Annotated in this window: 15 protein-coding genes; 10 read left to right on the top strand and 5 right to left on the bottom strand. The window is 53.0% G+C overall.

Features of this window, described 5'->3' with window-relative positions; genetic code table 11:
- Together C7K08_RS10840 and menA are read right to left on the bottom strand one after the other, a co-directional pair.
- Positions 1-584, bottom strand: a 584-nt coding sequence (locus C7K08_RS10840; RefSeq protein WP_272867433.1) for an enolase C-terminal domain-like protein, incomplete at its 3' end; no start/stop codon positions are given.
- A 224-nt stretch (positions 585-808) separates the two neighbouring features.
- Positions 809-1750 carry a 2-carboxy-1,4-naphthoquinone phytyltransferase gene (gene menA / locus C7K08_RS10835; protein WP_106500633.1) on the bottom strand — a complete coding sequence of 314 codons (942 nt, stop codon included), beginning with the start codon at positions 1748-1750 and terminating at the stop codon, positions 809-811.
- Between the two features lie 63 nt (positions 1751-1813).
- Here menA and C7K08_RS10830 point away from each other — a divergent pair, with 63 nt between their 5' ends.
- Entirely contained in the window at positions 1814-3202 is a 1389-nt protein-coding gene (locus C7K08_RS10830; protein WP_106500632.1) for an isochorismate synthase, read from the top strand.
- On the opposite strand, the gene gshB is transcribed toward C7K08_RS10830, so the two are convergent.
- Positions 3159-4097, bottom strand: coding sequence for a glutathione synthase (gshB, locus tag C7K08_RS10825; protein WP_106500631.1), 939 nt, complete (start codon positions 4095-4097; stop codon positions 3159-3161). The genes C7K08_RS10830 and gshB overlap by 44 nt on opposite strands.
- Positions 4098-4113: 16 nt before the next feature.
- Positions 4114-4371 (bottom strand): glutaredoxin 3, encoded by a 258-nt coding sequence (grxC, locus tag C7K08_RS10820; RefSeq protein ID WP_106500630.1) that lies wholly within the window; start codon positions 4369-4371, stop codon positions 4114-4116.
- Between the two features lie 86 nt (positions 4372-4457).
- Between grxC and C7K08_RS10815 the strand changes: the two genes are divergently transcribed.
- From C7K08_RS10815 to C7K08_RS10780, 8 genes are all read left to right on the top strand, one after another.
- Positions 4458-5246 (top strand): FUSC family protein, encoded by a 789-nt coding sequence (locus C7K08_RS10815; protein WP_106500629.1) that lies wholly within the window; start codon positions 4458-4460, stop codon positions 5244-5246.
- A complete protein-coding gene (locus C7K08_RS10810) occupies positions 5243-6286 on the top strand; it encodes an aromatic acid exporter family protein (protein ID WP_106500628.1) in 1044 nt (347 codons plus the stop codon). The genes C7K08_RS10815 and C7K08_RS10810 overlap by 4 nt, the downstream gene beginning before the upstream one ends.
- A gap of 38 nt (positions 6287-6324) precedes the next feature.
- A protein-coding gene (prfB, locus tag C7K08_RS10805; RefSeq protein WP_106500627.1) for a peptide chain release factor 2 occupies positions 6325-7450 on the top strand; the annotation gives its coding sequence in 2 pieces (ribosomal slippage) (positions 6325-6399 and positions 6401-7450; 1125 coding nt in all).
- Positions 7447-7602, top strand: a complete 156-nt coding sequence (locus C7K08_RS10800) for a DUF3285 domain-containing protein (protein WP_106500626.1) — start codon at positions 7447-7449, stop codon at positions 7600-7602. The genes prfB and C7K08_RS10800 overlap by 4 nt, the downstream gene beginning before the upstream one ends.
- Positions 7602-8105, top strand: a complete 504-nt coding sequence (ybeY, locus tag C7K08_RS10795; RefSeq protein WP_106500625.1) for an rRNA maturation RNase YbeY — start codon at positions 7602-7604, stop codon at positions 8103-8105. The genes C7K08_RS10800 and ybeY overlap by 1 nt, the downstream gene beginning before the upstream one ends.
- Entirely contained in the window at positions 8105-8575 is a 471-nt protein-coding gene (locus C7K08_RS10790; protein WP_106500624.1) for a diacylglycerol kinase family protein, read from the top strand. The genes ybeY and C7K08_RS10790 overlap by 1 nt, the downstream gene beginning before the upstream one ends.
- The gene (locus C7K08_RS10785; RefSeq protein WP_106500623.1) at positions 8575-9171 is read left to right on the top strand and encodes an anthranilate synthase component II; all 597 of its coding nucleotides are present in this window, start codon (positions 8575-8577) and stop codon (positions 9169-9171) included. The genes C7K08_RS10790 and C7K08_RS10785 overlap by 1 nt, the downstream gene beginning before the upstream one ends.
- Positions 9172-9219: 48 nt before the next feature.
- Positions 9220-9942: an MBL fold metallo-hydrolase gene (locus C7K08_RS10780; RefSeq protein ID WP_106500622.1), complete on the top strand. Its 723-nt coding sequence runs from the start codon at positions 9220-9222 to the stop codon at positions 9940-9942.
- Between the two features lie 111 nt (positions 9943-10053).
- Here the strand turns inward: C7K08_RS10780 and C7K08_RS10775 are convergent, their stop codons facing one another.
- A complete protein-coding gene (locus C7K08_RS10775) occupies positions 10054-11178 on the bottom strand; it encodes a pyridoxal phosphate-dependent aminotransferase (protein WP_106500621.1) in 1125 nt (374 codons plus the stop codon).
- Between the two features lie 43 nt (positions 11179-11221).
- Here C7K08_RS10775 and C7K08_RS10770 point away from each other — a divergent pair.
- Positions 11222-11429, top strand: a 208-nt coding sequence (locus C7K08_RS10770) for a DUF1643 domain-containing protein (protein WP_133165228.1), incomplete at its 3' end; no start/stop codon positions are given.

Raw genomic sequence — 11429 nt, 5'->3', positions numbered from 1 at the left:
CCAGTGCCAAAGGCAGTGCTGATCATTATTTTGGCGGCCCCACCTGTGAGCGCCTGCAGCAGTGGGCGGGGATCACCTTCTAGGGCTGGTTTATGCACTCGCCAGCCGCACCAGCCSGGGGGSATTCCGGCGGGATCGCGTAAGGATTCATCCARGGCGATTGGTAASAGCCGGGCCAAGCGCAGYAGGCCTTGATGCTCGCCTGGAGGCAGCGGTTGCTCTAGCCATTCCAAACGTGGTTCATGGCCTAAATATTCCACCCAGCGATCGGCGCTGTTTTGATCCCAGCCAGCATTKGCATCCAGCCTTAAGCGGCCTGTTGTTGGCAGCAGCTCTAGCAATTCTTTCAACAGTTGCTTCTCTATTGCTTCTGCTTGCGTGGCCACTTTCCATTTCACYGTGATCGGCGTGGATGCTGCATTTAAAGCATTTTCTAAAGCTGGGATTGCTGCTGCCCCAGCAGGYAGCAACCAGGCGGAAGGGGGTGCCTCCAGCCAGCCTTCACAGAGCCCCTGCAGTTCGGCAAGCGCTAAACCCAAACCAAAAGCAAGCGCCCCAGGCAGCAAAGGCAACTGCAGCTCCAATTGCTCMAATTCGAGTTGAAGGCCTAARCGCCCAATAGCTGCKGCGCAGTTGTGCCATTGAASAARCGGCGGCAACACTTCGCCCCAGCCSATAKCTCCAGCCTGGTTACTTAATTTCAGCAACCAACCGCGTTKTTCAATTGTTGTGCCATGGGCRTTTTTWARGGGCTGGGCTAAGCGGTAGCGCAAGGGCCGCCACTCCAAAATTAAGGAAGTTGARCTGCTCAACGGCCTAGGAATAAGGGCYCYAGGGCTAAGCCCAGCGCTAAACCCAAACCATTGAGCGCYTGAAAGCGCAGGGCAAGAAATTTGCTGCCCATGATTTTTGAGGGATCGCCATGGTTGCGCTTTAGCAGCCGAATTAATTGCAGGGCTGCCGGAAGGCCAATCACMCCGAGTAGGGCGCTTGGCGGCCAGCTACCTGTTAAAACCGGTAACCACTGCAGGCCAAAACAAGCGGCCACAAACCAGGGCACTAAAGCTGCTGCCTTAGCGCTGCCAAGCCGCACCACCGGTGAATATTTGCCGTTTTTGGCGTCTTCCTCCACCTGATGGAAATGGGAGCAAAACAACACCAGGCTTGTTGCTACTGCAGAACCAGCCCCCAGCTCAAGGGCCATYCCCCAGGGGATTGTGTTGGCGGCAAAAAAATTTGTGGGCGCCAGGGCTAATAGGGCGGCGGCGCTAGCCAATGGACCAAAAGCCACCCAACAAAGCGGTTCGCCCAGGCCCCGATAGCTGAGCCGAAAAGGGGGCCCTTGATACAAATAACCAATCCCACAACAGGCAAACACCAGAGGGAGCACTGCCCCTGCACTGCTACTTGCCACCAAAGCCATTAGGCCCAAKCCCAGCAGCAGGCAACCATTRGCAGCTATGGCAATGCGATCCCTGCGGCCGGTGAGATTCACAAGCGAATGGGGTTTGCCTTTGCTATCAACACCGGTATCGGCATCGAACACATCGTTGCTCAGGTTTTCCCAGCCCAATAGCAGCACTGCAGCCAGAAGAAAAAAGCCAAGTTGCCCCCAGCGGGGCTGCAACTCTTGGCCCAGCAGGGCTCCTGCCGCCAATWGGGCAGGCATCACGGCAACGGAATACATGGGCCATTTGATCGCCGCCTTCCAGAGGGCGTAACGGCTTACAACGACCTTGGGCTCAGCCATGGGGCGCCAGGGCAATAGTTAGCTTTAGACCCATACATTTGAGCAGTACGGGGAACGGCAGCGTTGCTGAATTCCACTTTCATTGATCTGCTGGCCCAGGCCAGCAAGCAAGCAGTTGGCTTGGATGAYGGTGGTGTGCTCAGTTTGGCCCTGCCCCTGGCACCGATAGATCCCCTGGCGGCCCTGGCGCAATTACCCGGCGGMGATCAATTCCGAATGCTCTGGGATGGGGCACCGGGTTTTTGCTTTGCCGCCTCAGGCATTGCCCAACACCTTGAGTTGAGTGGTTCAAGGCGATTTGAATTAGCCCAACGCTTTTGCCAGCTGAGCCTTTCCCGGCTTGGTGCTGATGCAATTAAGGGCCCAGCTATGGCTAGGCCAAGGGTGCTACTGGCCTTTTCCTTTTTTGATGCGCCCCTGCAAAGCAGCYCGCTGATGTTGCCTGGGGTGCGGGCAGTGCTGCCCCGTTGGCAATTGAGTCGCCATGGCCATCGGGCTTGGTTRCGTTTGCAAAGGCCCCTTGGCGCTGAGATAACCCCCAGGTTTGTGGCMGAGGAGTTGTGGGAAATGGCCCAGCACCTGGAGAGGGCTAAATGGCCGCAGCCCCCTGCTGTTATTCCCCAGGTATTGAGTCGTTCGCCATGGCAGCAGKCCTACCGCGGTGCCATGGATCAGGCCCTCGCTTTGGTGGAGCGGGGTGAATTGCGCAAGTTGGTGTTGGCGGTGCGCCAACAGCTYMAGTTGGATAGCCCCTTAAATCCCCAAATGCTGTTGGCGGGTTTACGTAAATGCCAAGCGGGCAGTTGTCGTTTTTTATGGGGYGAGGCCGATGGCAGTGTTTTGGTGGGGGCCTCMCCSGAGCGCCTGTTGGCGGTGCGCAATGGCCAGTTGCGCTGTGATGCCCTGGCKGGAACAGCAGCCCTTGGTGAACCAGCGCAGGCGCTKCTGCAATCCAGCAAAGATCGCCATGAACATGAATTGGTGGTGGKGGCAATCCGCTCGGTATTGCAACAACAGGGCTTAAAGCCRGTGTGTTTGCGCCAACCGCGTTTGGCCCGCCATGGCACCCTGCGGCATTTGCACACTCCAATCAGCGCTTCCCTTGCGGGGCAACAACTRCTAACGCTGGCGGAAGCATTGCATCCAACCCCTGCGGTGGCTGGTTTGCCACGAAGGGAAGCKATGGCATGGCTGCGCAGCCTGGAGCCTTTTGAGCGTGGTCCCTATGCCGCCCCGATCGGTTGGCTKGATAGTGCCGGTGATGGGGAATTGAGGGTGGCGATTCGTAGTGGTGTGYTGCGGGGTGAGCAATTGGAATTAACTGCAGGCGCTGGTTTAGTGCGGGGTTCAGAGCCGGAGCGGGAACTGCAAGAGGTAGCCCTCAAGCTGCAGGTGTTGCAGCAGCAGCTCAGCCTGGCTGGCGATCCTGTTTCAACAGCAGCTCTTGGGTGAGATCGCCAAGGGGGATGCCGCCAAGGCGTTCCACTTCCCGCACGCCCGTTGGGCTAGTGACGTTGATTTCACTTAAGTGGCCAGCGATCACATCGATACCCACAAAAAACAAACCAGCCTCCCGCAAKGCAGGGCCCAATTCAGCGCAAATTTCCTGTTCCCTTTCATTTAATTCGCAGGCCTCGGGTGCACCGCCAACGGCCAAATTGCTGCGAAAATCGCCTGTTTTTGGGATGCGGTTAACGGCGCCAAGCGGTTTGCCATCCACCAGGATGATGCGCTTATCACCGGCGCTTACCGCYGCTARGAAGGCCTGAATCATCACCGGCAGCTGTTGCTGTTGGGTAACYAACTCCAGGAGGGCCKCAAGGCCAGGGGCGGCACCATTGGCCCTGATTACGCCGATGCCGGCCCTGCCGCCAAGGGGTTTGAGCACCACTTCCCCGTGGKTTGTGGCAAAGCTTGCCAGCAGCTCCACTTGGCTGCTCACCATGGTGGGAGCCATTAGRTGGGGAAAGCGCAAGGCCCCAAGTTTTTCGTTCCAAGCCCGCAGGCTGGCGGCGCGATTCAGCACTTGAACCCCCTCTAGTTCGGCTAGTTCAAGCAGGTGGGTTGCGTATAAATAGGCCTCATCAACGGGTGGATCTTTGCGCATCCACACCCGCGGGAAGTGGCGAAGAGGTTGCCATTCGGCGGGGCCCAGTTCAAACCATGGTTCGGTTTTGATCGGCCGCGCCTGCACCTGGGGACCGTTGCTTGCAAAGGCAAGATCGGCGCTGCTGCAAACCCACACAGCTTCGCCAGCCCGCTCGGCGGCCTGCATCAGGGCAACGCTGCTGTCTTTTTCAGGCCTCAGGCGTTCAACTGGATCAACAACAAATAACTGACGGGCCACTGGYTTTAACTCCTATTCAAGTGAGCAGTKCATCTAGCTGGCCAGAGCGTTCTAGGGCGTGGAGGTCGTCACAACCGCCCACGTGTTTAGCGTTAATAAAAACTTGGGGAACGCTGCGGCGGCCACCACTTTTAGCTGCCATGGCCGTGCGGGCTGCTTCATCACCATCGATGGCATGTTCGGTGTAGGCCACCTTTTTGCGATCTAACAGCTGTTTTGCCCTGATGCAAAACGGGCAAGACCTCCAGGTGTAGATCTCAATGCTGGCGGTCATGAAAAATCAAGCTTTTCAGCATGATCTTAATAGAGTTAAGTGTGCTCACAATGCCCATGGCTGAGTGAACGGGGTTTTAGTTCATTATGAAGCCGATTTCAGCAGCGCAGATTCGCAATGCGCTACAGGTGGGATTTGCAGGATTAATTGCTGCAGCGATTTATGAGTTTGCAGGATTAGATGCTAAGGGGATTGAGGGTTTTTATATTATTTATGGTGTTGCTCGTAGCTTGCTGCTAACCCCTGAAGTTTCGTTTGCAGCAGCCCGTGATCGAATTGTGGGAACCATTTTTGGTGGAGTAATTGTAGCGCTATTAATATTGGTCTTGAAAAGTTGGTTGGCAGTTGGTATTGGCTATATTTTAATTCAAATATTGGGCCGTAAAATCGGATTAAATCAACCCACTTTAATGAATGGATCGATAATGGCGGTGCTGCTATTGGCTGTACCAGGAAATACTAATCTTGGTGGATTATATGTTTTTGAGCGAACGATATGGCACCTGGTGGGACTGTTCATCGGGATGCTGATTGAAAGGCTGTTTTGGTTTCGTTCAGCAACTCAACGCTTGCAAGATAGTGAGCAATTGCTTGTAAAGCAGCTGCAGAGTTGTTTATTAAAAGCGGAAGCTGTATCTTCTGATGATCTAATTTTATCCTATGCTAAACACTGTAAAATTAAAAGCAYTGCCTATCGCGATTGCAAAATAGATGATTTAAAATTTGCTTCCCTTAATGAAAGAGAGGAGTTGCTAGAAATAGCCTTTAGGCACGCAGTTGCCCTGGGGCGCGTTCCTGCTCAGCTTAGGAAATTTGATCAAATTGAATGCAGTATTGCTCTTGCGTCCCTGGAAAAACTATTAACTAATGTATGAAAAAAATAATACCAATAGCTGAAGCATTAAGAGCAAGAGTGATTATTCGTAATGGCGCATTGTTGGCATTTGTAATTTATGCCAGTGAGTCTTTGGGTTTGCCTGAGGGGCTTTATATGGCCCTAGCGATGTTAACTGTAATGGAATTAAACCTGGGTGGTGGAATATTAGCTGGCCGTGAAAGATTGGTTGGTACGATCCTGGGTTTGCTCGCTGTTGTAATTGGTGCTGGTGCTTTATCGGAAGCACCAGCACCTTTAAGGGTGGGTATTTCATTGATTCTTGTACGTATATTTTGCTTTTACTTTGGGCTTAACAGCGGCTACATAGTTGGTGGACATGTTGTTTCTGGAAGTATACTTAATCATAATTCAGACTGGTGGTTTTATGCCTCTTGGCGCACAGTAATGACTCTTGCTGGGGTGGTGCTTGGTATTTGGTGCTCAACTCAAATTTACTCTCAACTGGCCACCACTGAATGGGAGCAGAAGGCTCGAATTTGGATCGGTGACATAGCGAGCTGCTTGAGTAAATTAAATAACTCTAAGGGCAGCATTGAGTTGTTTATTTCCTTAAGAAATCGCCGTAATTTGCTGCAGCAAGAGATTCCAAAGTTGGTTTGCGAGCAATCTGTTCTTGATCAGGATTTTAATAACCTTTTTTGGGCTCAGAATTGCCTTCGTTGCGGTAGTACAGTGATTAGCTGTTGCCGTGATCTTTCGCCTTTGTTTGGAGAGCATTTACAAAAACCTCTCTCGCTTGAATTGCCTATTGATAATTTAATCTTTTGGGGATCTGCTAAATTAAAAGTGTTATCTAAATCGGTTGAATCAAATGATGATGAGATTGATTTAATATCCAGGGAGCTTTCATTGATCCGCGCTGATTTAATGAGGATTTCTCAATGCTACTTTGATGTAGTTGAAATTTCAGCAAATTCAGCTTTAGTATTAGAGCAAGATCCGAATTTGAACTTGCTCGTTCTCAGTAGGCTTTTGCTTTTAGTTGATTCTTTGATTGAGATTTCTCCATTGATCTAAGCTGATATGGTTAACCAATGAGTTGTTAGTTCACCCAGGTGCTCGACCTAACTGATTTCAAGCGCGATTTATCTGAGCTCACCGATCGCCTGGGCCATGTCCAGGACTGCCTTTGACGTTGCTGGTTTAAAAGCGCGCCAGCGGGATTTGGAGCAGCTGGCTGCCCAGGCTGATTTTTGGAACGATCAGCAAAATGCCCGCAGGCAAATGCGGCAATTGGATGATGTGAAGGCCCAGTTGCAGCAATTGCAGCAATGGCGCAATTGCATCAACGATGCCGCTGCCACCCTGGAGCTCTACGACCTTGAGCCCGATGCAGCAATGCTTGAGGAGGCCAATGCTGGCTTGCAGAGCCTCAAGCAAGCCCTGGATCGTTGGGAGCTGGARCGGCTGCTTAGCGGCACCTACGACCAGGAGGGGGCTGTGATTTCAATCAATGCCGGCGCCGGCGGCACCGACGCCCAGGATTGGGCCTTGATGTTGATGCGTATGTACACCCGCTGGGGGGAAGCCCATGGCATGAAGGTGAGTGTTGATGARATTTCAGAGGGGGAAGAAGCGGGAATTAAAAGCTGCACAATTGAAATTGATGGTCGCTACGCCTATGGCTATCTGCGCAATGAAAAAGGTACCCATCGCCTAGTGCGCATATCGCCTTTTAATGCAAACGACAAACGCCAAACCAGTTTTGCTGGTGTGGAGGTGATGCCCAAGTTGGACCACGAGGTGGAATTAGATATTCCTGATAAGGATTTGGAGATCACCACCTCCCGATCCGGTGGAGCCGGCGGTCAAAACGTGAACAAGGTGGAAACAGCTGTGCGCATTTTGCATGTGCCCACCGGCCTGGCGGTGCGCTGCACCCAAGAGCGCTCCCAGCTGCAAAACAAAGAAAAGGCCATGGCTTTGCTCAAGGCAAAGTTGATGGTGATCGCCCAAGAGCAACGGGCAGCGCAGATTGCCGATATCCGCGGCGACATTGTTGAAGCGGCCTGGGGTAATCAGATTCGTAATTACGTATTTCATCCCTATCAAATGGTGAAAGATTTGCGCACGGCGGAGGAAACCACCGATGTGCAAGGGGTGATGAATGGCGATCTCGACCCCTTCATCCAGTCGCTTTTGCGCCAAGGTGTGGAAACAGTTGCTGAGGAAAACCCATGAGTGAATCCCCCCCCAGTTTTGTGAAGTTGGCAATGCGCAATATGGTGCGTAAGGGGCGGCAAAGCTTGTTTCACTTCGGCCTTACGGCARTTGGTTTAACTGGTTTATTGCTTTTGCTCGCCTGGTTTGCTCGTCCTGCAGTGCCGGGGTGATGGCAGTTCCAGAGCTGGATTTGGCCTATGGCGCCCCTGATTTGCCATTGGCCGATCCCCTAGGCGAAAACGCATGGCTGCTGCTGTTGGGCCAATGGCTTGGCCACCTGCAGGGGGAATTGCCGGGCCAACTCCAGGCCAGTGCTTACAGCATGGGCTTGCAGCTCTGCGCTGATCAGGAAATTGCTGCTTTGAATGGCAGTTGGCGCCATAAACCAGAGCCCACAGATGTGTTGGCGTTCCCAACGGGGGAGCAATTGCCGTTGCCAGGGGTGCCGCTGGAGCTCGGTGACATTGTTATTTCGCTTGAAACCGCCAGCCGCCAGGCCCTTAGCCACGGCCATGGCCTCAGCCATGAACTTTGTTTYYTGGCAAGCCATGGCCTATTGCATCTATTGGGTTGGGACCACCCCGATGAAGAGCAACTGGCGGCAATGCTGTTGCGTCAGGAGCAATTGATCGAACTGTTCCCAGCTCAAATCGGCGGTAACCTGGCCGRATAATGGCCCAACCTTTGACCTCAGAGTTAGAAGCCACAGACCCAAACCCCATCGATTTGTCGGCTAACCGCCGCCTGCGTCGATTAAGGGTTGGGGCTTGGCAGGTGGCCCGCGATCTGCCGGCTAGCTTTCGCTATGCCGCCCAGGGTTTGGGATATTCGCTGCTCACCCAGCGCAATTTCCGCATCCATGTGGTTACGGGTGTTTTCGTTTTTGGCCTAGCGCTGTGGCTCCAGCTTTCCCTAGATCGCCTTGCGGTGCTTGTGCTTACCGTAACTGCGGTTTTAGTGCTGGAGTTGCTTAATACCGCCATGGAGGCAGTGGTGGATTTAGCCGTTGGCCGCCGTTATCACCCCTTGGCCCGGATTGCAAAAGACTGCGCAGCGGCTGCTGTGTTGGTGGCAGCCATCGCTTCTTTATTAATTGCCGTGCTTTTACTGTTGCCACCACTAATAACCAGGATTGGCTTCTGATGTTGCTGGTGATCGACAACTACGACAGTTTCACCTTTAATTTGGTGCAATATTTAGGTGAATTAGCCGTTCAATATCCGATCGCAGCATCCGTGCGAGTGGAACGCAATGATTCCTTGGATTTAGCTCAAATTGAAGCTTTAAATCCAGCGGCGATTTTGATTTCACCTGGCCCCGGAACCCCAGCCCAATCGGGGATATGCCCTCAGGTGATCGAAAAGTTGGGGCCAAGAATTCCGCTTTTAGGCGTATGCCTGGGGCATCAGGCCATCGCCCAGGTATTTGGTGGCCGAGTGGTGCGGGCACCGCAATTGATGCATGGCAAAACCTCAGCAGTGCGCCAYGGCGGCCAAGGCGTATTTGCCGGCTTGCCRAATCCCCTCACCGCTACGCGTTACCACTCCTTAATTGCCGAGCGCGAGAGCTTGCCTGCTTGTTTAGAGGTAACAGCATGGCTCGAGGCAGACGGCATGGTGATGGGCCTGCGCCACCGCAGCTATCCACTTCTGCAGGGGGTGCAATTTCACCCTGAAAGCGTGCTCACAGAAGCGGGCCATCAACTTTTGGCCAATTTTCTATCCAGCGCCTCTGCCTGAACCAATTGGTTGAACACTGCTAAGTTCCAACTCAAATTGTTTATCGCCATGTTTCGCCCAGTGCTCGGTGCTTTATTTGGTGCCGCCGCCCTTGGYCTGGCGTTACCTGCGGGTGGTGCAGGCGGTGGTGTAACTATCACCAGCTATGGCCACAGCGCCCTTTTAATTCAAGGCGGTGGCAGTTCAGTGCTGCTTAATCCCTATCAATCGGTGGGCTGTGCTGCKGGGCTAGCAATGCCGGCGGTATCAGCGAATGTCACTTTGGCTAGCAGCCTTTTGCGGGATGAGGGGGCAAAAGTTGGGGGTGGTCGTTTTTTAGCAACACCCGGTTCCTACAAAGTTGCTGGCATTCGCTTTGAGGGTTTTGCTGCTCCCCATGATCGGGTGGGTGGCCGTCGTTTTGGTAACGGTGTGATTTGGCGTTGGCGCCAAGGGGGCCTGGAATTTGCCCACCTTGGCGGTACGGCAGCAACGCTCAAACCAGAAGACAAAGTGCTGTTGGGTCGCCCTGATGTGTTGATTATTGGCATCGGCGGTGGAGCCAAGGTTTATACCGGTGCAGAAGCGGCGGCGGTAGTGCGTGAAMTAAACCCCAGAAGGGTTATTCCAGTGCAATATCTGCGCAGCTCTAAAGCACCCCTGAATTGCGATCAAGGCGACAGCAAACCTTTCCTGGAAGCCTTGAAGGGCGTGGCCGTTAATAAGCCCGGTGGTGTGCTCACCCTCACACCACYCCTCGGCGATACAACCAAAATTGAGTTGATGCCCTGAAAATAGGCGCCCTTCGCAAATGGGGTGATGGCAAGGCTGTTCTGGGAGCAACGCCGGGCAGTTGGTTGTTGCCTTGCCCTACAACTGGGCCTGTTGGCAATATTTATGGGTTTAGGTGGTGGATCCTTGCAGCCCTTCAATGGCAGCAAAGGCACGCCAGAAAAGTTGCATTTGCTCCCGGGTGCCAATACTTACCCTTAGGGAGCCATCAATCAAGGCTTTCCCCGCCATGCTGCGGCAGAGAATMCGCCGCTGCCTAAGGCCCCTATCCATGGCTTCAACTCCCACTTTTGGCCAGATCAGCAGATAGTTGCCACCGCCGGCATGGTGCCGAACCGCTGCTGCAGTTAGCTGCTGCACGAGCCAGRCCTTTGCCAAAAGCACTTCCGCCACATAGGCGTTTGTGTAGGCCTGATCGGCTAGGGCAGCAAAAGCGGCGGTAACGGCAAAGCTGTTGATGTCGTAAGGGCCAGTAACTCGATTAACACGATCAATTACCGCGGCTGCAGCAATGGCAAAKCCCATGCGCAACCCAGCGATACCAGCGGTTTTWGAGAGGGAACGCAACACCACCAAATTGGGGTAGTGCTCAAAGGGATTATTTCCCTGAGCTTTTTGCAATAGCAAAGGCACCACGCTGTTGCCGCTGAAGGCTTCATAGAGTTCATCCACCACCACAAGGCAGTTGGGCGCTTCAGCGGCTAGGGAAAGGATGGTTTCAGCTGATRAGCAAGTGCCGGTGGGATTATTGGGATTGCATAGAAAAAATAAGCGTGGATTCTTGCCTGCAAGAGCAGATTTAATTTGATTTAGTGGAAAACTAAAATCAGYTGCTTCATAGGGGATAGCTTCAATCTCCATACCCTGCATTTCAGCGCAGGGTTTGTAGTAGCCAAAGCTTGGATTTGTGGTGAGCATGCAGTCGCCCCTTTGGCCGTAGGCCTGGCAAAGGGCATGGAGGGCAGCATCAACACCATTAAATAAACCGATTTGGTTCACGGCCAGGCCGCCAAGGGAGTTGGCAAATGCTTCTTTTAAGCCGTTGTATTCCGGATAAATGGCGTAGTGATCGGCGGGGATTGCTCTGATCGCCTCCACCACTTTGGGGCTTGGCCCCAGGGTGTTTTCATTGAAATCAAGCCGCAATAGCCCGCGYCTTCCCTCGAGTGGTGCGCTGTAGCTCTGCAGGTTTTCCACCTCCGGACGGGCCGCTGGTGGCTCGGGCGCCTTGGCCAAAACGAACTTATCCTCACTTTTAACAAGCTAAGCCAWTGAGGATATGAATCAGCACAACATATACGTAAATGATTGCAATAATAAAAGGCGTTTAGCCCTGGGCAAAAGTGGTAAAAGAATGTTGTTTGTTATTGGCTTGAATCCCAGCACCGCCACTGATGCAGAGGCAGATCCCACGATTAAGAGGGTTGAAAAGGTTGCAAACAATGCTGGATTTGATGGATATTTGATGTTAAATCTTTGCTCAATAC

Origin of the sequence: Synechococcus lacustris str. Tous, assembly GCF_003011125.1 — a bacterium.
In the GTDB taxonomy this organism is placed as follows: domain Bacteria; phylum Cyanobacteriota; class Cyanobacteriia; order PCC-6307; family Cyanobiaceae; genus Synechococcus_D; species Synechococcus_D lacustris.
This window is presented reverse-complemented; position numbering and strand designations above follow the sequence as displayed.

What these genes read in the sequence shown, in the direction of transcription:
- C7K08_RS10810 (WP_106500628.1), top strand. Translation starts at nt 5,243, where the DNA reads ATGAAAAAAATAATACCAATAGCTGAAGCATTAAGAGCAAGAGTGATT.
- C7K08_RS10790 (WP_106500624.1), top strand. Translation starts at nt 8,105, where the DNA reads ATGGCCCAACCTTTGACCTCAGAGTTAGAAGCCACAGACCCAAACCCC.